Here is a 23,677-nt window from a genome sequence, read left to right as displayed (position 1 = left end):
TCGGAATGGAACCCTCTGGGGAGCAACGGACATTAGAGGGTATGGGAACGGAATCTCACCGCGAGGCGGCCGACTGGGCCGCGGCCACGGCAGGCGACTCCGCCGCGTTCGGCCGCGTGTTCGACGCGCATCGTGATCGCGTGTTCGGGCAGGCGCTGCGGCTCATCCGTGATCCGCACGACGCCGAAGACGTGACAGCTCTGGTCTTTCTCGAGGCCTGGCGCAAGCGTTCAGCGGTGAGGGTCGTCGACGGGTCGGTGATCGGTTGGCTTCTCGTGACCACCAACCACGTGGTGCGAAACCTGGAGCGCAGCACGAGACGTTATCGGGCGGTGCTGGAGCGCATCCCGAAACCGTCGGTCAGCGATCATCCCGACCCGGCCGAAGCCGTCGGCGACCGCCTCGATCAGAACGTGCGAGACGCCCAGGTGCGCGACGCTTTCTCGCGGCTGACGGAGGCCGACCAGAACGTGATGACGCTCTGCGTGCTCGAGGAACTCACCATGGAGCAGGCTGCGCAGGTGCTCGGTGTGCCCGCGGGCACGGTGAAGTCGCGACTGTCCCGCGCCAAAGCGCGCCTGGCTGTGCAGACGAGCGAGCTGTTCGACGGGCACACGAGCGTCACCGGAGGTGTGAAATGAACGACCGACCTCGATTCGATGAGGCGCGCAGCGCCGCCATCCGTTCCCTGCTGATCGATGCGGTGGAGGAGTCGCCGCGGCGCGATCGCCGTCGTCAGGTGCGCATCGCCGTGGCGGCCGTTCTGGCTGCGCTCGGGCTGGGGCTCGGAGGCACGGCTGTGGCCTTCGCGGTGACCGGCGTCTCACCCTTCGGTGGCGTGGCTGTGATCGCGGCGCCGTCGCAGTCGCCGACCCCGGCGGCACCCGCTTCCACGACGCCGCCGACGGATGCGCCGGCCGGGCCGGTTCCGCATCCGCTCGTCGTCACCGGCGAACCGATCACGCCCCACGACGTTCTCACGCAGCCGGCGGTGACGCCCACCTGGTCGGTGCAGCTGCCGGGCGGGCGCGACATGTGCGAATATCCGCGGGTCTCCGACGTGGCGGAGGGGTACGCCCTCGTTCAGACCGGGCCGACGCAGCCGCCGGAGGACTCGAACTACGACTGCGATCTCGACGCCAGCCGTTTCTCGCTGACGCTGGTCGATACGAGCACCGGTGCAGAGGTGTGGAGCCGGGAGTGGTCGTGGGAGTTCACCTACGGAGATCAGACATCCGCGACTCTGCTCGGAACCTCGGGCCGGGTCTTGGTGTGGGATCCGCGTGGTGGGCCCGGGCCGAAGGAGGTGCTCGATCTCGCGACTGGATCGACTGTCGCATCGGTGGCCGCACCGGAGGGCTTCACGGTGAGAGACCTCTATCCTGTGCCCGGCGATTCGGGTGATGTGTCGTTCGTGGCGCAGAAACAGGATGCGCAGGGGCAACCGACGACGTCGTGGGCGGTGATGAGGGCGAACCCGGGCGACCTGGCGACTCCGCTGTGGTCGGCAGCGTTCGAGGCGGATCAGGCGACGACGCAACCGATCACGAACGCGAGTTCGATGCTGCAGGTGACGCACCAGACAACGGGGCAGCCCGGTCTGGTGGATGTCTATGACGTCGACTCGGGGGCACTCATGGTGGGGTCGACGACCGACCGGAGTTACAGCTACTACGACGGGTTCACCATCCGCGCGTCCGATGCTTTCGACTACCAGAGGGCCCGCACGATCGCCGGCATCGACGACGCGGGGAATGAGATGTGGAGCAGAACCCTCGACTCGGGTTACGCGGTGGCGCCGGTGGTGCAGATCGCCCGGCTGCCGGGCTCCTACAGCCAGCTCGCGTCGGAGGTGCTGTTGGTCGGACCGGGCACCCAGCTCGAGCTCGTCGACGGGGCGACGGGGGAGTCGCGGTGGATCGTCGACGGAGCTGCCTGTAGCCCCGGCAGTGGACTCGATGCGCCGGCGCTCAGCACCTACGGTTTCTGGCTCACCGCTGATGATGTGGTCGTGCAGTTCGACGACGAGGGCGGAAAATGCGGCTTCGATCATGCCTCGGGAGCGGCAGTGGATGTCTCCCAGCGCCCCTCGATGAACTATGGCTCTGATGGAGAGCTCGCCCGCTATCGGCTGGAAGGCGCCTTCGGAACGGGAGGTCTCTACAGCGAGAAGGGGCAGGATGTGCCACCGTCGCCGATGCCGCAGAGCGGAACGGGAACAGCGTTCGACGCGGTGACGGGTGCGTCGTTGTGGAGTGTGCCGGCGTTCTACGACGAGCGCTGGAAGTTCGCCGGCGGTTATCTCGTGGGCTTGTCGCAGGGGCGCGTGTTCGGGATCGGGTGACGCGGGTAGCAGAACGCGTCAACGGAGCGGAGGGGAGATGACGGAACGGTCGAGGTGAGGGTGTCGGCGGTGTGCACCAGTCTTCAGGTCACGGAGAGCGCCCGTCGGCAAGGCGATCCACCCTTCGCGACGAGCCTGCTCGAGCACTCCGGATGCCGGCGGCTCGTACAACCCGAGAGCGGCGCTGCGGGCGGCCAGAGCCGCGATCACGGCGTCGAAGGCGTCTCCGGATACGACCATCAGATCGGCGAATCCGGCGAGGTCGAGCCAGGGCGCCTCTGTGGAAAGCAGGGTGAGAACGCGCCGGCGGGAGTCGGCATCCGTTCGATATCCGCTCGTATCGAAACCCCATAGCCGAAGGGATGCGCCCGGATACACCTCGACCACGCGCCCGGACCCCGACCGATCGACGTCGATGCCCGCTTCACCGAGCCGCGCGAGCAGACCCGCGCAGCGCATGGCGGTCAGCCCGAGCCGGTCGGTGGAGACGCTGAGTGGCCACCGCCCGGTGCTCGCGCGCGCACGGCGATCGGTCTCGCGGTAGGCGAGCGTGCGGCGCCACTCCATGCCGCCGTCGACGGGTGCGCCGTCGCTGCGGCCGGCCGAGTGGGCCGAGACGAATTCCACGAAGGCGTCGGGCCAGCCGAACGCGCAGTCGATGCCGAGCTTGTCCACGCCGGCCACCGTCTCGACGATCGCTGCATCGGCAACACCGAGGCGGAGTTCGACGAGTCGTGCGGCATCCTGAGCCCACTCGATGACGGCGAGCGCTGTTCCCTTGGGTTCGGCGGCGAGATCGACTCCGGCGGTGCGCATGCGCTCACCCTAGCTGCGGCGAGAGCCGGGTTTGAAGTCGGTGGCCGTCGCCCAGGCCGGTCGCGGATCTCTCTCTGTGTCGTCTCGAGCGGAGCGCGACCTGCACGGCAGCTTCTACAGATGTCGCCGAGTTGGTAACGTGAAGAAGTGAGCATGCGACCTCCGACATTCAGCCCCCGATGGAGTCGGCTGGCGATCTGTGCGGGTTCCGTCATCCTGTTCGGGGCACTCGCGGGCTGCACGGCCGAGTCGACGGCCTCGGGTTCCGATGCGGCATCCGTATCGCCGACATCGGGGCCAGCGACTTCGTCGGCCGACGCGGACGCGAATATGGACGCAGTCGCAGACTCAGAAACTCTGCACTACCCAGACGGCGCCTCGGCCGACACCCCCGAGTGCCAGGACGCGTCATCCGCTGTGTTGGCCGCGGTGAACGCGACGATCGACAACCCTCTGCCCGGTGGTGCAGGACGTGTCGACGCTCTCACCGCCGCTCCCGATCCGCAGCACGCGGTCTGGCTGCTGACCGGAGCGATCGCGTCGACGTCGAGGACTGACGGCTACCTGGTGTCGTGGGCGACCACGGGCGACCCCACGCAGGACGCCTTCGATGGAAACCTCCGTTCGGTGGGCAGCCAGACCGCAACCATCTCGTCGGCCCCGGTCCTCCAGTTTCCGGATGTCGATGCGCCGTATGCCTTCCCGGCTGCGGCGCTCGCTTGTGCGGCCGCCCCGGGCCGCGACTCGAGTCGCTGACGTCGGCGGCGAGCTCCAACGAACCGGGCCCCGATGCCGACGGGTGAGGATACGCGGAGCTGATCGCGGCGGTTCCCACGTGGTTCAGCGCACGGCGGCGACCCCAGCACCCGGAACTCACGTTTTCCGAGCAGCTTCAGGATGACCGCGGCCGGGTTGCCGAACGCCCGCAACCCCTCATCGGCATCGAGGTGTTTGACCCCCACGATGCGCCACTCGCGGCGCCCGCGCACCACGACGGCATCGCCCCCGGCCAGCAGATTCCGGTACCAGTTGACACCGGTGCCGTAGGTGAGTTCGGCGACCAGGTCGCCGTCGCTCGTCTCGGCGAGGATCAACGGCACCTCGAACGTCTTTCCGCTCTTCCGCCCGGTGTGCCGCAGCAGGCTGAACGGTCCGACGCCGGCGCGCGCCAGGCGCAGCGTGAGTCGATTGAGGGTGTTCTTCAACACCCACAAGAACCCGCGACGCATCCGCTCGCTCATGCCCCAGTATCCGCCCGCGTCGGCGTGCCGCACACGCGGATCGACGGCGGGCTCCGGAGAAGAAGCCCGCCGTCGACGGATGCGCGGGGCCAGCCCAGCCCAGCCCAGCCCGCCCTAGTCGGCGTCGAGGTACCCGTTCGGGTTCAGCACGAACTTCTGTGCGGCGCCCGCATCGAACTCGGCGTAGCCGCGCGGCGCATCCTCGAGGGGGATGGCGGTGGCGTTGACGTTCTTGGCGATCTGCACCTTGTCGTGCAGGATGGCCATCATCAGTCCCCGGTTGTACTTCATCACGGGGCACTGGCCGGTGGTGAACGACAGCGACTTGGCCCATCCGGTGCCGAGGCTGATCGAGAGCGAGCCCTTCTTGGCGGCCTCGTCGATGCCGCCCGGGTCGCCGGTGACGTAGAGGCCCGGGATGCCCAGGGCTCCGCCGGCGGCGGTGATGTCCATCAATGAGTTCAGCACGGTGGCGGGGGCTTCGTGGCCCGAGTCGCTGCCGTGCCCGCGGGCTTCGAATCCGACGGCGTCGACCGCGCAGTCCACTTCGGGAACCCCGAGGATCTGCTCGATCTGCTCGCCCGGGTCACCCTTGGTGAGGTCGATGGTCTCGGCGCCGAAGCTGCGGGCCTGGGCCAGTCGTTCGGCGTTCATGTCGCCCACGATGACGGCAGCGGCGCCGAGGAGCATCGCGCCCGTCGCGGCGGCGAGGCCCACAGGCCCTGCGCCGGCGATGTAGACCGTCGAGCCGACTTTGACGCCGGCGGTGACGGCTCCGTGGAATCCGGTGGGGAAGATGTCGGACAGCATCGTCAGGTCCATGATCTTCTCGAGTGCCTGGTCGCGATCCGGGAACTTCAGCAGGTTCCAGTCGGCGTAGGGCACGAGCACGAACTGGGCCTGTCCGCCGACCCAGCCGCCCATGTCGACGTAGCCGTAGGCGCTGCCGGGGCGATCCGGGTTGACGTTGAGGCAGATGCCGGTCTTGCCTTCTTTGCAGTTGCGACAGCGGCCGCAGGCGATATTGAACGGAACGGAGACGATGTCGCCGACCTTGATGAATTCCACGCCCGGGCCCACCTCGACGACTTCGCCGGTGATCTCGTGGCCGAGCACGAGGTCTTTCGGTGCGGTGGTGCGGCCGCGCACCATGTGCTGGTCGGAGCCGCAGATGTTGGTGGCGATGGTCTTGACGATGGCGCCGTGGGGAACTTTCCGGCCGACGTTGGCCGGATTCACCCCCGGTCCGTCTTTCAACTCGAAGGTGGGGTAGTCGGTGTCGATGACTTCGACGACACCGGGGCTCTTGTAGGCGACTGCTCTGTTGCTCGACACGTGATCCTCCTTGATCGTGAGTGCCCCGAACGGGGTACATCGTGTCTACTCGACTGTAGTCGTGGAGGCTGGGTAAGGAGCGTGCGTGCTTCGTCGGCTCGGAGGAGGGCGCTAGGCCGACGCCGCGAGGATCGCGTTCGTGCGCCCCGCCGCATCCCGCACCCGGTCGCAGTGCTCGGCATCCGGATGCTCGGTGAGCTCGATGACGTCGTCGAGGCGTTGCCGGGCCTGCTCGAGATCGGCGATCACGGTCGTGATGCGATCGCGCTCCGCGCGAAGGCTGCTCAGCATCTCGGGCGGCGCGTGACCGGTGTCGACGCAGGGCAGGATGAGCGCGATCGTGCGGCTCGCGAGCCCGGCCGAGAACAGGTGCTGGATGAGGCGCACCCGCTCGACGGCCGACTCCCCATAGACGCGCTGGCCGCTCGGCGTGCGCTCGGAGTGCAGGATGCCCTGCTCCCCGTAGTAGCGCAGCGCGCGGGTGCTGACCCGGGCGCGCTCGGCCAGCTCGCCGATTCGCATGTCGTGCATCGCGCATCCTTCTCGTTCGCTGAAATCGTGTTGAGTGGACTTGCCCTTGACGTCAACGTGAGGTCTTAGCCTACAAGACGGATGGCGTCCGCGACCGCGGCCGCCCCATGTCGAAGGGACAACCATGAACATCGCAGGATCCGTCGCCCTTGTCACGGGAGCGAACCGCGGAATCGGCCGGCGCTTCGTCGACGAGCTGCTCGAGCGGGGAGCGGCGAAGGTCTACGCGGCCGTGCGCCGCCCCGAACGCGTGGCCGAGGGCGAGTTCATCGATCCCCGCGTCGAGGTGCTCCGGCTCGATCTGCTCGACGCGTCGTCGGTGACGGATGCCGCGGCACGAGCCACTGACCTCACCCTTCTCATCAACAACGCGGGCATCACCACCGGTGCCAACCTGCTGGGTGAGAACGACCTCGAGAACATCCGCCTGGAGCTCGACACGCACTTCTTCGGAACGCTCGGCGTGATCCGGGCGTTCGCGCCGGTGCTCGCAGCCAACGGCGGGGGAGCGATCGTCGACATCCACTCGGCGCTGTCGTGGTTCTCGACCAACGGCGCGAACGCGTACGCCGTGGCGAAGGCCGCCGAATGGGCGATGACGAACGGCGTGCGCCTCGAGCTCGCCGGCCAGGGCACCCTCGTGCAGGGAGTGCACCTCGGCGCGGCCGACACCGACATGATGGCCGGCTACGACGGGCCCATGATCGACCCGCGTTCGGTCGCGGCCGCCTCGCTCGACGGTGTGGAGGCGGGCGTGATCGAGGTGCTGGCCGACGACTGGTCGCGCCTGGTGAAGGCCTCGCTCGCGAACGATCCGGCCGAGTTCTACGCGGAGGCGCTCGCCGTTCGGGTGTGAGCGGAGCCGGGGTCAGGCCTCGATCTTCTCCAGGTCGTCGAGCAGGCTCGGGTGGGTCGGCACCCAGCCCAGCTCGGCGCGGGTGAGTGCGCTGGAGGCCGGCTGGTCGGCCGCGAAGACCGGCCCGATGGGGCCGAAGTTCTCGACCGGGAGCGATTCGACCGGTAGGCCGAGCCGGCGTCCGATCACCGCGACGATGTCGCGAACGGCGTCGCCCTCATCCGCCACCGCGTGCCAGGCGCGGCCGGCGGGAGAATTCTCGAGTGCGAGCCGGAACAGCACGGCGGCATCGAGCGCGTGCACGGCGGGCCAACGCTGGGTGCCGTCGCCCGGGTATCCCGCGACACCGCTCTGCCGGGCGATCTGGGCGAGCAGTCCGGCGAATCCTCCGTTGCCGTCGTTGTGCACGGTGCGGGGGAGCCGGATGGCGGCGGTGCGCACGCCCCGTGAGGCCAGGGCGAGGGTGCGGTTCACCGAGATGCTGCGGCCGCCGACGGGGCCGTCGGTGGGCAGCGGGTCGTCTTCGGTCGAGGGTCGGCCGACCGCCTGAGGGGTGCCGGACACGGTGACGAGCGGCTTGCCGGTGCCGATGAGTGCCTCACCGAGGGTGGCGAGTGCGGCGGATTCTTCGGTGATGTTCGCGGTGAGCGCTTCGGCCGAACTGAAGTCGTTGCCGAACGCGAGGTGGATGACGCCGTCGGCTCGCTCGGCTTCGGCGCGGAGCACGTCGAGGTCGACGAGCTCTCCGCGAACGGTGTCGGCGCCGGCCGCTGTGGCTTTGGCGGCCGAGGTCTCGGAGCGGGTGAGGGCGGTGACGGAGTGTCCGGCCGAGAGCAGCTCGGCGACGACGGCCGATCCGATCAGACCGGTGGCGCCGGTGATGAATACGCGCATGGGTGACCTCCACGATGTGATGCGACTAATGTCCCATCAAGGTAACACGATGATGAGACAAGTGTCGCATCGCGTAGACTGCGGGTATGCCGAGATGGAAACCGGATGCGCGCGAGCGGCTCGTCGAGGCCGCTCTCGATCTCTTCACCGAGCAGGGCTACGACGAGACGACCGTGGCGCAGATCGCCGAGCGTGCGGAGCTCACCCGCAGCACCTTCTTCCGGCACTTCAGCGACAAGCGCGAGCTGCTCTCGGCCGGGCAGGAGATGCTCAGTGCTCTGCTGGCCGAGGGCATCGCTGCGGCTCCGGATGACGCCACCCCCCTCGAGGCGGTCGCGGCGGGGCTCGATCGAGCGGCCGGGGCGATGACGGAGTTCAATCGCGGCATCGGCCCGCGGATGCACGCGGCGATCGAGGCGAACGAAGAGCTCCGAGCTCGCAATGCGATGAAGAGCATCGGTCTGGCGGCGGCGATGGCGGAGGCGTTGCAGCGACGGGGTGCGGCCGAGTCGGTGGCGCGGGTGGCGGCGGAGCTCGGGGTGCTGGCGTTCGGCATCGGTTACCGTCGCTGGTCGGCTCCGGCGCGAGATGAGGCGCCGGGTGAGCTGGTCACCTACACGCGCGAGGCCTTCGCGGAGCTCCGGGCGGCGGCCGCCGAGCTTCGGTAGGAGCTCGATCAGAAGTGCATCGAGGCGTAGGCTTCTGCCATGGCTCAACCCCCGAGCATCTTCGAGTGGATCGGTGGTTCGGCCGCGGTCGGGCGCTGGTTGGACTGCTTCTACGACGCCGTCGAGGGCGATGATCTTCTGGCGCCGGTGTTCGGCGGAAAGGTCACCCGAGCGCATCGGGATGGGGTCACGGCTTGGTGGTCTGAAGTCTTGGGTGGTCCTGCAACGTACACGGCCGAGCACGGGGGTTACCCCCACATGATGTCGAAGCACCTCGGCCTCGACATCAGCGCGGAGCAGCGGCTCCGGTTCGTGACCCTGCTCAGCCGGGCTGCGGATGAGGCGAACCTTCCGAGCGATCCGGAAGCGCGCTCGGCGCTGATGGCCTACGCCGAGTGGGGCACCCGAATCGCCGTGGCCAACTCGGCTCCCGGCGCCGAGCCTGTGCCGGCGGCGCCTGTTCCCCGTTGGGGCTGGGGCGAAGCGCCGCCCTACGAGCCGAGCTGACCGGCTCGCGACCTGAGCGGGGGCCGTACAAGGAACGCACACCGAAACGCAAGGTCATTCGGTGCAAGATCGCTCAGCATTGCCCTAGCCTGGTAGGGCAGTGCGCACAACGAGGCCTCGCGTCCCGATCAGGGACACGCCTGCGATATCCCTATTCCGTGGAGTCGCGCCATCGCGGCTTCTCTATTCGAAGAGCACACCACTATGGTCGCAACCATGAAAACTCACCTCGTCGGCGGAGACGCCCTTCTTGCCCGGGCGGTCTTCTGTCGATGACGAACCTCGCTTTCTCGATCGAGAGCACTCGTTTCGACGAGAACTACCGCCCTCTCGCCAATTCCCGCATCACGACGAACTTCGCGAACCTCGCCCGGGGCGAGAAGCGCCAGGAGAACCTGCGCAACACGTTCACGATGATCGACGGTCGCTTCAACGAACTGGCGCGACTGGCTCACGGACACGCTGAGGACGGCGATCCCTACACGGTCGAACTCGACATCATCTCGGTGAGCGTCGACATCGACGGCGAGGGCATCCGAGGCGCTGTGCCGCTGATCGAGGTGCTGCAGACGACCATCGTCGACCGGCGCTCCGGTGAGCGCATCCCGGGCATCGTGGGCAACAACTTCTCCTCCTACGTGCGCGACTACGACTTCAGCATCGTGCTCCCCGCCGGCAAGCCGGCTGATTTCGGAGAACTGCACGGAAACCTCTTCAAGGCTTTCCTGGCCTCGGATGCCTACGCGCAGCATTTCGACAAGCCCCCCGTCATCTGCCTGAGCGTCTCGACGAGCAGGACCTACAGTCGCACCGAGGTCGAGCATCCGATTCTGGGTGTCGAGTATCGGCAGAGCGACTACTCGCCGACGGATGCCTACTTCGCGAAGATGGGCTTGAGCGTGCGCTTCTTCATGCCGCCGGGCAGCGTGGCCCCTCTGGCCTTCTACCACCTCGGTGACCTGCTCGGCGAGTACACCGACCTCGAGCTGGCCGCGCTGATCAGCACGATGGAGACCTTCCAGAAGATCTACCGCCCCGAGATCTACACCGCCAACTCCACAGCCGGGGCGAGCTATCAAGCGAGCCTGACGAATCCGGATTTCTCGCCGACGTCGATCGAATACGACCGGGAGGAGCGCAGCCGGCTGGCGGTCGAGCAGGGAAAGTTCGCCGAGGAGCACTTCATCGAGCCGCACAAGGCCGCCCTCGAGGAGTGGTCGACAGAGTTCACGGCCCATCAGCTCGATCTGCAAGGAGAACGGTCATGAGCAAGCTGCTTCCGACATCCACCGCGGGTAGCCTGCCCAAGCCCTCGTGGCTTGCGGAGCCCGAGAAGCTCTGGTCGCCCTGGAAGCTCGACGGCGACGCTCTGGCAGAGGGGCGACAGGATGCTCTGCGTCTGTCGCTGGCCGACCAGCAGCAGGCGGGCATCGACATCGTGAGCGACGGCGAGCAGACCCGGCAGCACTTCGTCACCACCTTCATCGAGCACCTCGATGGGGTGGATTTCGAGAAGCGTGAGACGGTCAGGATTCGCGACCGCTACGACGCATCCGTGCCCACGGTGGTCGGTGCGGTGACCCGCGAGAAGCCGGTCTTCGTCGATGATGCCCGGTTCCTCCGAGCGCAGACCGACCAGCCCATCAAGTGGGCGTTGCCGGGCCCGATGACCATGGTCGACACCCTCTACGACGCTCACTACGGCAGTCGCGAGAAGCTGGCGTGGGAGTTCGCCACCATCCTCAATCAGGAGGCGAAGGATCTGCAGGATGCGGGCGTCGACATCATCCAGTTCGATGAGCCCTCGTTCAATGTCTTCTTCGACGAGGTGAACGACTGGGGAGTGGCCGCTCTGGAGAGGGCGATCGAAGGGATCACGGTCGAGACGGCGGTGCACGTCTGTTACGGCTACGGCATCAAGGCCAATACCGACTGGAAGGCGAGCCTCGGTTCGGAGTGGCGTCAATACGAGAAGATCTTTCCGAAGCTCCAGGCGTCGGACATCGATATCGTCTCGCTCGAATCGCACCACTCGCATGTGCCCATCGATCTGATCGAGCTCATCCGAGGCAAGAAGGTGATGGTGGGAGCTATCGACGTGGCGTCGACCACCATCGAGACGCCGGATGAGGTGGCCGATACGCTGCGGCGGGCGCTTCAGTTCGTGGATGCCGACAAGCTCTACCCCTCCACCAACTGCGGCATGGCGCCCCTGCCTCGAACGGTGGCTCGTGGAAAGCTCGCTGCCCTGGGCGCCGGCGCAGCGCTCCTCCGGGCCGAGCTGTCGGCATAGGCGCCGGGCGGTCATCCGCGGGAGAAGACCCCGGCATCGTCGCTCGAACGGGGGCTTTGGCGTAGCGCAAGGCGGTCGCTGAGCCGAGATCGCGGTGCATGCCTGGTGAGCGCCGCGGCCCTGGCACGGTGGCCTACTCCACCAGATCTGAGTCGGGCCCGCTCGACCGGCTTGCCGATTGCCAGCCCGTGTGGGATGCGGTACCTATCGACCGAGCCATGGCCATCGTCGGCAAGCGCGAAGCGTGCGGCAGCCGCGTACGATCGGATGCCTGGGGGGTGGTTGGCTGGATGTCTGGATGTCCGGATGTCTGGGTGGTTGGCTCGGCGGCGGGCTGCCGCGCGCTTCGCGCTTGCCCTCGATGACCGTGGCTGGTTCACGCAGACGGGCGCGCCTTCTCAGGCGGCTGGGCGCTGGATCGTGCGTCGGCGGGTGGTCGGGATCGGCGTCTGCGTGGTGTCGATCCACCGTGGCGGGATGAGGTGGGGCACGCCTTCGCGCATGATGAGCTTCCACGCCGCCCGATGGAGGTGGCTGTGGTGGAAGTGGCAGAGCAGCACCCCGTTGTCGATGTCGGTGCGGCCGGGTGGATGATCGTCGGAGACCCATTCGTCGGCATGGTGCGTCTCGCAGAACGACGGGGGCCGGTCGCATCCGGGCGAGACGCATCCGCCGTCTCGGGCTGCGAGGGCCCGGTTCTGTGCTGCGCTGAAAAGTCGCTTCGTCTTGCCGTGGTAGAGCACCTCGCCCCGGTCGCCGAAGAGTGTCGCGGTGATGGGGGAGGAGCAGCGCAGCTGCGCCACGGTGGATGCGGGGACAGGTTCGTCGACGCCGTCGATCCACCCGACGCCGCGCCCTGCCTCGAGGTCGTCGAGCGAGATGTGCACGTTGACCGTAGTGGAGGCGCCGTTGATGCGGGGCATGTCGGCGGCGCCGGCGGCACGGGTGATGAGTTCGGTGACGGTGTCGGCGTTCTTCTGCGCCTGAGTGCGGGTGTCGGCAGTGGCGGTCTGGGCAACGAACTCGTCTTCGCTGAGGAATCGCGGGCCACCGGCCAGTGAATCTGACACGCGCGGGCTCTGCATCGCCTGGATGCTCGACAGCCACATTCCGCCCTGCTCGGGCGTGAGGGCGAACCGCCCGCGGATCATGCCGTCGCTCGCCTGCGCGATGGTGAGCGAGCGCTGCTGCTGGTGCACCTCATCCCGCGGCTCGGCTCCGTCGGGGTCGATCACTTCGCGCAGGTGGATGGCGAGCTTGAGCGTCTGATCCGTCGTCAGGTGGAGCGTGACGGTCTCGTCGACGAGCGTCTGCTCGGCACTGGCCACGACGTCGGGGGAGCATCCGCGCTCCGCGAGTTCGGCGCACTTGCTGACGATGATCGACGCCGTCTCGACGGCGAGGATGCCCTCGTCGAGGCCCTGTGCGACGACCGGGAACGGAGCCGGACCTTCGCCGCCACCCAGAAGCACGGCGCCGCGCAGCTTGCGCCCGATCTCGAGCCGCGCCTTGCTCTCGCGCGCCGACGTGCCCGTGACGCTCGCGACGAGCTTGACCGGGCTCGTGAAGTTCTGCGACCGACTCAGCCCCTCGTCGCCGAGCTCACTGCGCGACCGCACCCCGACCTCCCCGGCAACTCGAACCTGCCCGGCAGAGACCACCCGGCCCACCGCCTCGAAAGCGGCCATGACCTCGAGCAACTCCTCGTCGCGCAGCCCCGCCAGCCCCGCTCCGACCGCACCCACGACGCCGCGAAGATCGTCGGCGATCTCCCGGAGTCGAGTGGCTGTCTGCATACTGAGATTCTATCAGAATTGCCTGATCAAAGCTCGTTTAGTTTCGGGTGGTTGGGCGCCGCGGGATGGGTGATCCGGTCGAGTCAAAGTCCCCCGACCGCTGCGCGGCCTCCCGCCAAACCCGATGCCAATGACGCGACCGGATCACCCACCCCACGTCGCCTGGTTCCGGCCCGGCTCGAGTCCATAGTGACGCCAAGACTTCCTTCTGGTGCGGCAATCTTCGTCTCAAGGAATCACGACGTCGCCGCCCAGCCCAGACGTCAACTTCCGCGGATCGACGTTGAAGGACCCGATGATCGCGTCCACGACCTCGGGCGACGCGTCGGGCGAGAGCAGCACTTGCAGGGTGACGACCATGGTTCCCTCGTCGTCGATGGCCACCATCTCCCACAGCTTGCTGTCGGGGATCTGCGCGCAGTCTTTCCAGTACCTGGTCGCGAGTTGCCAGCCGTCCTTTTCGCGGGACGGCTCGTCGGAGGCGATGCATCCGTCGATCGTCCAGTCAGCTTCGCCGACGAGATCGTCGGCGCGGGTGCGGAGGTCGTCGGCCGCGAGCCCGGTCAGTCCCGTTCTCGTCGCAAAGTCTTTGGACACCGCGATGTAGGCCCCGTCTTCACCGAACTCGACCGGTGAGTCGACTTGGGTTCCGGTGATCACGGCGGCGCCGGCATCCGGGCTCACGTTGTAATTCCCGTTGCGTGCGCCCCATTCGGCAGGAATCGCGAACGAAAGCGCCTTATCACCACTCGACACGCTCTTGGTCTCGAGGGGTGGCGCTGTGGTCGAAGAGGATGGCGGAACGCCCGCGCCGGCCTCGCCGCCGAACATCCCGAAGAGCCCGTCAAGCCGTTCGGGCGTGATGACGGCCGACGCTGTCGCCCCGACGATGGCCACCAGAATCGCGCCGCCGATCGCGTAGAACCTCTTGGGGTGCCGCGTCGCCGACGGAGTCGCGGGCGAAGCCGGTGCCGGCTGGCCAGGCGACGCGGGTGGCTGTTGCGCACCGTCGTGGGTTGCCTGCGGCGTGCCCGTGCCCGCTGCCGGCACGTTCTCCGGAAACGGTGGCCTGTCGCCTCCATTGGCATCGGACATGCGGTGAGTGTATTCCTCTGCATGCACGGGCACACCGGTCCCGGCGCGGAGTAGCGGTTGGGAATCCGAACATTGCGGTGAAGCGCAGCCAGCCCTCCGCGTAGGCGAACCGGAGTTACAGCCTGATCTGATGAGTCATGCGCTGAGCAGCGGCACGATCCGGTTGAGTTCCTCGGTCTTTGCTTCGGTGACGAGCTCGAGGTCGTACCGGGTCTGAAGGTTCGTCCAGAACCGATCCGACGTGCCGAACGCCCGAGCGAGCCGCGCCGCCGTGTCGGGGGAGATCCCGCGCTTGCCGTGAACGATCTCGTTGATGCGTCGAGCGGGCACGTTGATCGCCTGGGCGAGCCGGTACTGGCTGATCTCCAGTGGCTTGAGAAACTCCTCGAGAAGGATCTCACCCGGATGAATCGGCGCGTGTGCGGTTGCCATGATGTCTCCTCTCAGTGGTAGTCGACGATCTCGACGTCGACCGGGCCCGTAGGAGTCCAGACGAAGCAGATGCGCCATTGGTCGTTGATCCGGATGCTGTGCTGACCTTCGCGATCGCCCTTCAACTGTTCGAGACGGTTGCCGGGCGGAATGCGAAGCTCAATGAGATCCTCAGCCGCGTCGAGGATGAGGAGTTTGCGGTTCGCCATGCGCTGCAGATCACTGCCGAACCGGCGAACGTGCTGCCGATTCCAGACCCGCTCCGTGTTGAGGTCGGCGAACGAGTGGATCATGCTCAATAATAACGGGTCCCGTTACTAGTGGCTAGCTGAGCAATTGCTACTCAGTCCTCGTTGGTCTCGAGTCCGCACTACCGCCAGGCCGCGAGCTCAATTGCACCGCGGAAGACTCTGCATTGCGGGCGAGAGACTGTTGGGGCCGCCAAGCAAGGTGACTTTGGATGGCGCCCACGCGGCCAGGCGCTGCCACGTCGACGCCGGAATGCACTCGGTGCGCGCCAGAACGAGCGGCGCGTCCTTCACGCCGGCGAGGACGCCGCCGGTCAGGGCATCCGGAAAGTTGGCCCCAGTCGCTACATAGGCTGTCGTCGCTGTCGGAAAGTAGGCAGCATTGAGAGATTCGGCGACGTCGAAGCGTGTGGCCCCGCCGAATCGTGTCACGTTGCCGGGGTACAGCTGGGCCAGCTGCTTCTCGATGCCGGTCGACACACTGGCAGGGCCGCCGGCGATCACGACCTTCGACACCCCGAGACGGTCAAGTTCGTCGCGAGTGGCGTCATCCAGTCGTGGCTGATCGCCGCGGATGAGGATGACGGGGGCGTCTTCACGGGAGGCGGCAGGGATCGCGGTAAGCGCATCCGCGAAGCCGGCGCCGGATGCGAGAAAGGCGGTCGCTGCGCCGTCCGGAAACTCTGAGGCCGAGATGGCGAGGGAAGCGGCGTACCGGTCAGCGCCCGCATCACGCCGCAGCGTGTACGAATCGGGGTCGAGCTTGGCTTCGCGAAGGATGTCAGCGATCACGTCATCCGGCGTTGACGCTTGGCCGCCGAGAACGACTATCTCTTCGGGTTGCAGCCACGAGAGGTAATACGCCGAGGCGTAATCCAACGCCGCGACGAGCACGAGCGGGGCGCCGTTGTGAACGGCGGCCGGCCCTGCGCTCAAGGCGTCGGCGAAGACCTGGCCGGAAGCGAGGTAGACCCGTCGCGTTCGCTCAGGAAAGGCGACCGCGGCATCCGCGATGCTTCCGTTGTAGCGGTCCGAGCCAGCCAGCCGGGTCGAGCGTGTGCTAGCAATGGAGGTGTTCGTGCCGATCGGAATGACCGCGGTCGCAAGCGTTCCCTCGAGGTACTGATTGGCCATGCCCGCAGTGAACTGAATCATGGAGGCACCGCCGATCGAGGGCTCGTCCAGCCCGGTCACGGAGGAGAACGGCACCGCGATCGACGAGTTGTCGGCTGAAACCGACGGACGCTCGCTCGTCGGAACGCGATATCCGTCGCTCCAGTCGAGTGATGGTCGCTGAATGTAGGCACTGGGTGCGGTGGCCGGGCCCGACGCCGCCCAGATCGGGTCGGGAGACACGAAGCGGAGCGTCGTTGTCTGGTCGATGACAGCCCCCTCTTCCGTTGTGGCCCAGTAAAGTCTGGTGAGTTGGGGCCCAGGAGAGTGAATGTTGGACATCGGAATCTGCACTGTCGATTCGGAATCCGCCTTGGCAGGTTGGAGCTTGAGCACATAGTCGGTGGTGCTGGTCCAGCCGAAGGCCTTGTCCTGGGTGAATCGCGCGGGAACGGATGGCAGGCGGTCCGTGCTCCTAGCACGCGAGGAGACTTCCAGATACAGCGTTCCAGGCCAGATCGCCGTCGATGCCAGGTCATAGAAGTTGGCCGGAAGTGCGATGTCGACGAACTTCGCCTCTCGGTCGATGATCGAGGTCCCTGTCAGGGCATCTACACTCAACGCTTTCCAGATCAGGCTGTCGGATGCTCCCGCGAGAAACGCATCGCTCAGTTCCACATGCAGCACTGTTGTGACCGGGGTAACCGGGGCTGGAAGGTTGTTCGGGGTGGCAATGAACGTCTCGTACGAGTTGTAGTAATACGGCTCGCTCTGGACGGTTGCGATGACCTCATTCGCCGAAGCTGGTGCGGGGCTAGCCGACCGGCCCTGAACCGAAACGGATGCATCAGCCGCAACGGGTGCAGCCAATAGCAGCAGGGCGGTGATCCCTGCTGCGGCCACCATCGATCGTGCCTTCATCGGCGTCCCCTCCGGGCCGCCTACTTGTCGACCTTTGCCTATTCTGCACGTGTGGTGCGCACGCGCGAAACCGAGCCCGCGCCGGGCCCGAAGTCTCCGGCGACGAGCCGCAAAAGACCGCGGAGCTTCGTCGGATAAGTGGTCATCGTCGATGAGACGCATCGCTTGAACCAGCGCGCGAATCAGCCGGCGGCAGCACTGAACATCAAGTTCCGCGAAATCACGACGAGGCTGTTCGGCCACGGCGACACGTCGAAGACCCAGCTCGACTGGATCACGGCCAAGGGCATCCACCAGATCTTCCTGGTCGACCCCGCGCAGAGCGTGAAGCCGGCCGACATCCCTCTCGAGCGGCTCGTGGCCGACGCCAAGGCAGCCGATTATCCTCGACTTCGGCGACTACGACTTCCGGATGTTCGACGACGTCGCCGAAATGCGTGCGGAGATCGTGCGCCGAGACCGCGAGGTCGGCCTCTCACGCCTGGTCGCGGGCTACGCCTGGGAGTGGAAGACGAAGGGCAACAAGCCGGGTCACGACATCGAGATCGGCGAGCTGCGGATGCGCTGGAACAGCACCCAGACCGACTGGATCGCGTCGCCGGGTTCGCTAGACGAGGTGGGTTCGATCCACACGGTGCAGGGCTACGACCTCAACTATGCCGGCGTGATCATCGGCCCCGACCTCCGCTTCGACACGACCACCGGCCGCATCGTCGTCGACCGCGCCTTGTACTTCGACAAGAAGGGCAAGGAGGCGAACAAGGCGCTCGGCCGCATCTACTCCAACGACGACCTGCTCTGGTACATCCAGAACGTCTACGCCGTGCTGCTCACGCGTGGCATTCGTGGCACCTACGTCTATGGTCACGACCTGGCGCTAAGAGTGCATCTGCGGCAGTTCATGCGTGCCGGGGACGTTGGCGCACAGCAACGCAGAAGGGGCGTCGCGGGATTAGCAGTGGCTCTAGTAGGTAATTCGCTCCGCTTAATCGTCCCTGCTCCCTTCGCCAATGAGATCGAGGCCGCCTGGAGCTAGAGATTTATCCGGCAAACCCTAGGGATCGGAGTCGTTGCGGGGCAACGGGACGTATCCCTATTTGATCGCTGGTGGATAGAGTCGATCAGCAAATCTAATCGAGGGGGGAACAATGACGAGCAGTGATTCCGGGGAAGTGAATATCGATAGCAAGGTAGCTTTCGTCGTTTCGCCAATTGGACAAAAGGGTACGCAGCCGAGACATCTGTCTGATTTGGCTCTGACATACATATTTCGGAAGGCGCTTACATCGCCAGAGTGGACTGTTATCCGTGGGGATGAGGAGACCAGCACTGACTCCATCTCCACGCAGATAGTCGAACGGATTCTCACGGCTGATCTGGTGATCGCTGATCTGACTGGACACAATGCGAACGTCTTCTACGAGTTAGCAGTTGCACACGGATATAAGCGCCCAGTTATTCAGGTAATCAGCGAGGGTGAATCAATTCCCTTCGACATTGCTGACCAGCGAACCATTGTCTACAACCTTGCGGATCCTGCATCTGTTGACGCGAGTATCAACGCAATCCAGCAGGCCGCAAGTTGGCTCGAAGACAAGGACCTGTTTCGCAATCCGTTGTCAACGCGTGACGCGTTCCAACATGTCGCAAGCGCGGGCGGGTCGAGCGGTGAATTGGCCGACGTGCTCGAGTCGTTGCTTACTCAGATGTCCGGCATGGCGAGGAGCATCGCCCTGCTTGAACGCAGAGACAGAGTCGGCCGCGATGGAATCGCGGTCGGCCGAGCAATCCGTTCAGATGGGCAAGGCGTCCGGATAAACGAACGTGACTACCAAGACGTCGATGAGTACCGCCGAGCACAATCTCGAGTGGTCCGGAAGGCGACTCCACAAGAGGAATACGAATATCAAATGAAGCGCGAGCGTGATCTCGAGCGCGTTCGTGAACTTGACCCGGAGCTAAACCCAGACCCAAGTTAGAATCCTGAGTAGTTCGCAGGTGTGTGCGGGTTCTGGCTATGTCCCATGTCGGTCACGTAGTTCCTAAATGACGCCAGGTTCTCGATCCCGCATCCGTCCCGGTTACCGGTGACTACGACTTCCGGATGTTCGACGACGTCTCCGAGATGCGTGCGGAGATCGTGCGTCGAGACCGCGAGGTCGGCCTCTCGCGCGTGGTGGCGGGCTACGCCTGGGAGTGGAAGACAAAGGGCAACAAGCCGGGCCGCGACATCGAGATCAGTGAGCTGCGGATGCGCTGGAACAGCACCCAGACCGACTGGATCGCGTCGCCGGGTTCGTTCCGGTTGATTCGGGGAGGCCAGTCGGATACTTCGGCGGCGGGCATATCGTTGTGTTGTCGGACGGCCTCGACCCCGCCGTGCGCAGCGCCGCCACGCATCGTTCGGCACGGGCGATCTGTATGCTCGCCTCGTGTCCAATGATGAAGAAGTCACGATGTCAGTAGTTGACCTCCCGCTCGAGGCGATCGCGGAAGAGCTACTGAGACTTGACCCTGACGGTTCGCGGTGGGGCAGTGTGATTCGGCACACGTTCGACATGATCTATAACGGCCAGGAGACTGGCCGCTACAAGTGGGACGAACTGATGAAAACCGAAAAGACTCATTTCGGCTCGCTATTCGAAATCAATGCTCAGCGCGAGTTCTCCTTCGAAGGCGGTGCGAAGCTCGACTTCTTCATCGAAGGCTATGAAGTAGACGCCAAGTGGAGTCAGTCGATGGGTGGCTGGATGCTTCCGCCGGAGGTATTTGACCAGATTGCGCTTGTAGGTACTGCAGACGACGCCGAATCGCGTTGGTCCATAGGGCTCGTGCGGGTGTCGGAAGTGAACCGCCGAGATAAGACCAACCGCGACCAGAAGAGTCAATTGAGTCTGACCGGCCGTGCAGCCATCAAGTGGTTATGGCGTGAGGCCCAGTTGCCACCGAACGTGCTTTTGCAGCTTCCCGAAGACGTCGTCACCCACATCCTCGACAGCACGAAAGGCACGCAGAGACTGCATCGACTGTTCCGAGCCGCCGAAGGTCGCATTGTCCATCGCACTACTGTTGCGACCGTGGCACGGCAACTGGACGCTCAGAAGCGGGTTCGTGGAAACGGTGGCTCGCGTTCAGTACTGGCGAGCGAAGGCATCGTCATACTGAGTGGGAAGTACCATGCTCACATCGCCAAGGCGCTCGCGGTGCCGGTGCCATCTGCTACCGAGTACATTTCAGTCCGTGTAGTTCCGTCGACTGACGGCTCGGGCGCCATCATTGCTGGCGAGCGTTGGCGACGCGCGAAGGCCGACGATGTAGTCGTCAAGGATGCGCCACAGCTCCCGGAGCGGGGGACCGTCGAAGAACTCGACGAGGAAGTTTAGAGCCTATGATCGCTCCGAGAGCCAGCGGCACAACTCATGAGCTGACGTAGCGTTCCAGAGCTTCGCGCACCACGTCGCTGAGCGACTTCCCTTCTGACTGGGCCTTCGAGAGTGCGGATCGATAGAGGTCTTCAGAAATTCTGAAGGACTTCATCGGTGTCTTCGGTTGATTGGGCATGGCACCAATGGTGTCATGACATTCAGTCTTGCAGGGTGTCATGACGAGCGATATCATGGTGTCATGACACCGACAATTCGAACAATTCACGTCGAGGTCTCTGCGGAGCTCTGGATGGCTGCCCAAGCAAAAGCTATGCAATACGGCGACGAGCTAAACGCTGTCGTGGCCGAGGAGCTCGCCAACTATGTGCAGGCAAAATCGTGAACCGGCTTATCGAAGCGCGATTGAAGGAACGGCGTCTGTATCGATGCCGAAATTGCGGGATTCGCGTGACGAAGAAGGAGCGCATCATGCCGTGGAAGGCTTGCTCTGAGGATTGCGCTGATGAGATTTGGATCAAGGCCAACTTCAAGTAAGAGACGCACGCTCAGCGCAGGGCGAATTCACTTCATCTGAACGAGCGAGCTCTTCAGCGTGGAATTGTGGGCATTGACTGCGCGATCGGCGAGTACCTGCTCGATTCGGTCGACAGCCTCCGCAAGCGCGACATGTTCCCAGACTCGAATGACGATCCAGCCCTCGGCTACAAGCGCGTCGTTCGTTGCGATGTCACGATCGATGTTCCTGGCTAGCTTCGGGTTCCAGTAGGTCTGGTTGACCGTGGGCCGCCGACCGTGAACAGGGCAGGAATGCCAGAAACAACCATCTATAAAGACGGCCACCTTCCGCTTCGTGAACACAACGTCTGGGCGGGCTCGTTGCTGCGCGGTGTCAATTCGAAAGTCCTTACGGAATCTGTAGCCTCTTCGATGCAGAGCGGATCGCAGTTCGAGCTCGGGTTTGGTATCGACCCGTTTGATCGCGCGCATGTTTCGCGATCGGCCGGCGCTGGTCGGGGAGTCTCGCGTGTCGGAGGTATCGGTGATGATGTACATCTATTCTCAAAGTACCAATCTCGCCTCGTCCTGCAAGAGAGTTGCGACGGGCGAGCACATGATGGCCTGGAGTGCTGCATGAAAACTGATCTGACGGTCGTCGAAATCTGCGCAGGAGCAGGGGGACAGGCGCTGGGCTTGCATAACGCAGGATTCAGTCACGCCCTCGCCGTGGAACTTGATGCCTACGCGTGCCAGACGTTGCGCGACAACACCTCTTGGAAAGTCGCAGAGGGTGACGTGGCTGACATCGATGTTTGGGATCCTTCCGACTATGTCGGTATTGACTTGCTGGCGGGGGGCGTCCCCTGCCCGCCGTTCTCAATTGCCGGAAAACAGCTTGGATCGTCGGATGAGCGAGACCTCTTCGCTTGGGCAGTCGAGCAAGTGGGTGTGATCCAGCCTCGAGCTCTTCTTTTAGAAAACGTGCGAGGCCTCGCCTCCAACCGATTCGCTGGATATCGGCAGCGGATACTTGATCGTCTTGCGGAGTTCGGATATGTCGCAGACTGGCGGCTGCTCCACTCCGCTGATTTCGGCGTTGCTCAACTCCGCCCCCGATTTGTTCTTGTTGCAATGAAGGAAGAAGACGCCGGCTACTTTCACTGGCCCGAGCCGAACGGCCAGGTCGTAACCGTCGGTGCTGCTCTACAAGACCTAATGGCTTCGAATGGATGGAAGCACGCGGAAGATTGGGCCCGTCTCGCTGACGACATCGGGCCTACATTGGTCGGCGGAAGCAAGAAGCACGGCGGAGCGGATCTCGGTCCCACAAGAGCAAAAGCCGCCTGGGCAAATCTCGCCGTAGATGGGCGTGGCGTCGCAGACGAAGCGCCAGGCTCGGATTGGCCTCATCCGTCGATTCGCATGCCAAAACTTACTGTGCCGATGGTCGCGCGATTGCAGGGGTGGAGCGACGGGTACGAATGGCGCTTCGCTGGTCGCAAGACTGCGCAGTACCGCCAGATCGGGAATGCATTCCCGCCCCCAGTCGCCGAGGCAATCGGCCGGTCAATCAGATCGGCGCTCCTTCATGAAGGCCAGCGACATGATGTGCCTGGCCTTAACTCTGCCGTTCACGACCCGATATACAAGGCGCTTGCGACGGCGACAGGATATGTGACGCTTGAACATCTACACAATCTGCTCGACGCGTCAAATACGCAAGCAGTAATCGAACGAAAGCTCGCTGCGCTGTCCCATGATTTTCAGATCGATGTGAGGACAACTTCTTCAGGGACTTCCTATCGCCTCGGCAGATTCAAAGGCTTCACCGGCCAACAGGACCATGAGCGGCATTTGTACATGGAGAAGTACCGAGGGCGAATCAGCTAGACGCTTGACCTCGTCTATTCGCCGCACGCCGAGGCATCGGATCTACGCGCTCATCGCGAGTAATGCGCTCTCCGCGCATGGCCGCTAATCCAGATACTTGCTGAGTTCCTCCCGCACGGGTGCGGGCAATCGTCTTAGCTGCATCCAGAGCCGATCTGCTGGAGTCGGAATTCGGCGAGATTTGGCGATCCAACGCTTGAGTTTGCTCAGTTCAGCTGGATCGAGACGTCGAAGCTCGGCGCGTAATTCATCAAGCTCAAACCCCTGGCTCGGTGTGCCCGAACGACACACGCCACAATTGGTGACGAACTCGACGCTAGAACGAGCTCCCACGATCGTGTTCACTGGAGTCGCGGTCAACACTGCTGTCTTCGAGGGAATGTCGGGGTAGGTCTCGCCGCCGGCGATGCCACATACTACGCACACGTAGTCATCGGCCTCGAATGCCGCACTTCGCTGACGGGAGGTGGGTTGGTTGGATACAGCTGGAGCGTGCCACGTGGATTCCCACACTGGCTCTCCTTGTCGCACGAATCGCTGCTCATCTGGAGCCAAACTCGCGTCATTGGCGCTGGTGTCGATCGCCCACCCATACTTGCGGAGATCTCGCATCCTCCGATCGATCTGGGCGACACCTGGAAATGAATCTCGAAGGTTCGCTTTAGTGAATGTTTCACCAATTCCGACTTCCTGAAGCAGCCAGAGGGCCGACCTTGCCATCGTGCCGCCGCTCTTTGGGTCAGTCCAATTCGGCGTTTCCATTTGCACTCTCCAACTTCGACGCGTATGACGATGCGTGTGTAATCATGCAAA

The 23,677-nt window shown here is 64.6% G+C and carries 25 protein-coding genes and 1 pseudogene; 13 read left to right on the top strand and 13 right to left on the bottom strand.

The features are described 5' to 3' along the window. The first annotated feature begins 41 nt into the window (after positions 1-41). Both N1027_RS18120 and N1027_RS18115 read left to right on the top strand, forming a co-directional pair. Positions 42-641 (top strand): RNA polymerase sigma factor, encoded by a 600-nt coding sequence (locus tag N1027_RS18120; RefSeq protein ID WP_259509805.1) that lies wholly within the window; start codon positions 42-44, stop codon positions 639-641. Beyond that, a complete protein-coding gene (locus N1027_RS18115; RefSeq protein ID WP_259509803.1) occupies positions 638-2,344 on the top strand; it encodes a hypothetical protein in 1,707 nt (568 codons plus the stop codon). The genes N1027_RS18120 and N1027_RS18115 overlap by 4 nt, the downstream gene beginning before the upstream one ends. An 18-nt stretch (positions 2,345-2,362) precedes the next feature. Here N1027_RS18115 and N1027_RS18110 read toward each other — a convergent pair whose 3' ends face one another. The 4 genes from N1027_RS18110 to N1027_RS18095 all read right to left on the bottom strand — a co-directional run bounded on the left by N1027_RS18110 (position 2,363) and on the right by N1027_RS18095 (position 6,267). Then, the gene (locus tag N1027_RS18110) at positions 2,363-3,160 is read right to left on the bottom strand and encodes a DUF429 domain-containing protein (protein WP_259509794.1); all 798 of its coding nucleotides are present in this window, start codon (positions 3,158-3,160) and stop codon (positions 2,363-2,365) included. A gap of 560 nt (positions 3,161-3,720) precedes the next feature. Continuing rightward, positions 3,721-4,434, bottom strand: a complete 714-nt coding sequence (locus N1027_RS18105) for a PNPOx family protein (RefSeq protein WP_259509792.1) — start codon at positions 4,432-4,434, stop codon at positions 3,721-3,723. Positions 4,435-4,515: 81 nt separating this feature from the next. After that, entirely contained in the window at positions 4,516-5,736 is a 1,221-nt protein-coding gene (gene fdhA / locus N1027_RS18100) for a formaldehyde dehydrogenase, glutathione-independent (protein WP_259509791.1), read from the bottom strand. A gap of 111 nt (positions 5,737-5,847) precedes the next feature. Then, entirely contained in the window at positions 5,848-6,267 is a 420-nt protein-coding gene (locus N1027_RS18095; RefSeq protein ID WP_259509790.1) for a MerR family transcriptional regulator, read from the bottom strand. A gap of 124 nt (positions 6,268-6,391) precedes the next feature. On the opposite strand from N1027_RS18095, the gene N1027_RS18090 reads away from it, so the two are divergent. Continuing rightward, positions 6,392-7,123, top strand: a complete 732-nt coding sequence (locus N1027_RS18090; RefSeq protein ID WP_259509782.1) for an SDR family oxidoreductase — start codon at positions 6,392-6,394, stop codon at positions 7,121-7,123. Between the two features lie 12 nt (positions 7,124-7,135). Here N1027_RS18090 and N1027_RS18085 read toward each other — a convergent pair whose 3' ends face one another. Then, complete coding sequence (locus N1027_RS18085; protein ID WP_259509780.1) at positions 7,136-8,017, bottom strand: SDR family oxidoreductase; 882 nt, start codon at positions 8,015-8,017, stop codon at positions 7,136-7,138. Positions 8,018-8,103: 86 nt separating this feature from the next. On the opposite strand from N1027_RS18085, the gene N1027_RS18080 reads away from it, so the two are divergent. From N1027_RS18080 to N1027_RS18065, 4 genes are all read left to right on the top strand, one after another. After that, a complete protein-coding gene (locus N1027_RS18080; protein ID WP_259509779.1) occupies positions 8,104-8,685 on the top strand; it encodes a TetR/AcrR family transcriptional regulator in 582 nt (193 codons plus the stop codon). Positions 8,686-8,724: 39 nt separating this feature from the next. Further along, entirely contained in the window at positions 8,725-9,192 is a 468-nt protein-coding gene (locus N1027_RS18075) for a group II truncated hemoglobin (RefSeq protein WP_259509776.1), read from the top strand. 272 nt (positions 9,193-9,464) lie between these two features. Beyond that, positions 9,465-10,460, top strand: a complete 996-nt coding sequence (locus N1027_RS18070) for a putative oxygenase MesX (RefSeq protein ID WP_259509774.1) — start codon at positions 9,465-9,467, stop codon at positions 10,458-10,460. Further along, positions 10,457-11,485: a methionine synthase gene (locus tag N1027_RS18065; RefSeq protein ID WP_259509772.1), complete on the top strand. Its 1,029-nt coding sequence runs from the start codon at positions 10,457-10,459 to the stop codon at positions 11,483-11,485. The genes N1027_RS18070 and N1027_RS18065 overlap by 4 nt, the downstream gene beginning before the upstream one ends. 398 nt (positions 11,486-11,883) lie before the next feature. Here N1027_RS18065 and N1027_RS18060 read toward each other — a convergent pair whose 3' ends face one another. The 6 genes from N1027_RS18060 to N1027_RS18035 all read right to left on the bottom strand — a co-directional run bounded on the left by N1027_RS18060 (position 11,884) and on the right by N1027_RS18035 (position 17,461). Then, on the bottom strand, positions 11,884-13,281 hold the full coding sequence (locus N1027_RS18060; RefSeq protein WP_259509769.1) for an HNH endonuclease signature motif containing protein: 1,398 nt from the start codon (positions 13,279-13,281) through the stop codon (positions 11,884-11,886). 228 nt (positions 13,282-13,509) lie between these two features. Further along, on the bottom strand, positions 13,510-14,376 hold the full coding sequence (locus N1027_RS18055) for a hypothetical protein (protein ID WP_259509767.1): 867 nt from the start codon (positions 14,374-14,376) through the stop codon (positions 13,510-13,512). A gap of 135 nt (positions 14,377-14,511) precedes the next feature. Next, positions 14,512-14,808, bottom strand: a complete 297-nt coding sequence (locus N1027_RS18050) for a HigA family addiction module antitoxin (protein ID WP_259509765.1) — start codon at positions 14,806-14,808, stop codon at positions 14,512-14,514. An 11-nt stretch (positions 14,809-14,819) separates the two neighbouring features. Beyond that, the gene (locus tag N1027_RS18045; protein ID WP_259509763.1) at positions 14,820-15,101 is read right to left on the bottom strand and encodes a type II toxin-antitoxin system RelE/ParE family toxin; all 282 of its coding nucleotides are present in this window, start codon (positions 15,099-15,101) and stop codon (positions 14,820-14,822) included. A gap of 96 nt (positions 15,102-15,197) precedes the next feature. Continuing rightward, complete coding sequence (locus N1027_RS18040) at positions 15,198-17,090, bottom strand: cell wall-binding repeat-containing protein (RefSeq protein WP_259509761.1); 1,893 nt, start codon at positions 17,088-17,090, stop codon at positions 15,198-15,200. 182 nt (positions 17,091-17,272) lie between these two features. Further along, positions 17,273-17,461 (bottom strand): hypothetical protein, encoded by a 189-nt coding sequence (locus N1027_RS18035; RefSeq protein ID WP_259509760.1) that lies wholly within the window; start codon positions 17,459-17,461, stop codon positions 17,273-17,275. 41 nt (positions 17,462-17,502) lie between these two features. On the opposite strand from N1027_RS18035, the gene N1027_RS18030 reads away from it, so the two are divergent. From N1027_RS18030 to N1027_RS18010, 5 genes and pseudogenes are all read left to right on the top strand, one after another. After that, positions 17,503-18,126, top strand: coding sequence for a DNA/RNA helicase domain-containing protein (locus N1027_RS18030; RefSeq protein ID WP_259509758.1), 624 nt, complete (start codon positions 17,503-17,505; stop codon positions 18,124-18,126). Between the two features lie 112 nt (positions 18,127-18,238). Next, positions 18,239-19,069 (top strand): hypothetical protein, encoded by an 831-nt coding sequence (locus N1027_RS18025; protein WP_259509755.1) that lies wholly within the window; start codon positions 18,239-18,241, stop codon positions 19,067-19,069. A 116-nt stretch (positions 19,070-19,185) separates the two neighbouring features. Further along, a pseudogene (locus N1027_RS18020) lies at positions 19,186-19,533 on the top strand (DNA/RNA helicase domain-containing protein); the annotation flags it as partial. Continuing rightward, on the top strand, positions 19,523-20,473 hold the full coding sequence (locus N1027_RS18015; protein WP_259509753.1) for a NaeI family type II restriction endonuclease: 951 nt from the start codon (positions 19,523-19,525) through the stop codon (positions 20,471-20,473). The pseudogene N1027_RS18020 and the gene N1027_RS18015, both read left to right, overlap by 11 nt. Before the next feature lie 241 nt (positions 20,474-20,714). Then, on the top strand, positions 20,715-20,858 hold the full coding sequence (locus N1027_RS18010; RefSeq protein WP_259509751.1) for a hypothetical protein: 144 nt from the start codon (positions 20,715-20,717) through the stop codon (positions 20,856-20,858). Between the two features lie 179 nt (positions 20,859-21,037). Here N1027_RS18010 and N1027_RS18005 read toward each other — a convergent pair whose 3' ends face one another. Then, a complete protein-coding gene (locus N1027_RS18005; protein ID WP_259509749.1) occupies positions 21,038-21,529 on the bottom strand; it encodes a very short patch repair endonuclease in 492 nt (163 codons plus the stop codon). Between the two features lie 78 nt (positions 21,530-21,607). Here N1027_RS18005 and N1027_RS18000 point away from each other — a divergent pair, with 78 nt between their 5' ends. Continuing rightward, positions 21,608-22,864: a DNA cytosine methyltransferase gene (locus N1027_RS18000; RefSeq protein ID WP_259509747.1), complete on the top strand. Its 1,257-nt coding sequence runs from the start codon at positions 21,608-21,610 to the stop codon at positions 22,862-22,864. Positions 22,865-22,948: 84 nt separating this feature from the next. Here the strand turns inward: N1027_RS18000 and N1027_RS17995 are convergent, their stop codons facing one another. Continuing rightward, positions 22,949-23,626 (bottom strand): KpnI family restriction enzyme N-terminal domain-containing protein, encoded by a 678-nt coding sequence (locus N1027_RS17995; protein WP_259509745.1) that lies wholly within the window; start codon positions 23,624-23,626, stop codon positions 22,949-22,951. Positions 23,627-23,677: the final 51 nt, after the last annotated feature.

This window comes from Herbiconiux aconitum (genome assembly GCF_024979235.1).
In the GTDB taxonomy this organism is placed as follows: Bacteria; Actinomycetota; Actinomycetes; order Actinomycetales; family Microbacteriaceae; genus Herbiconiux; species Herbiconiux aconitum.
This window is presented reverse-complemented; position numbering and strand designations above follow the sequence as displayed.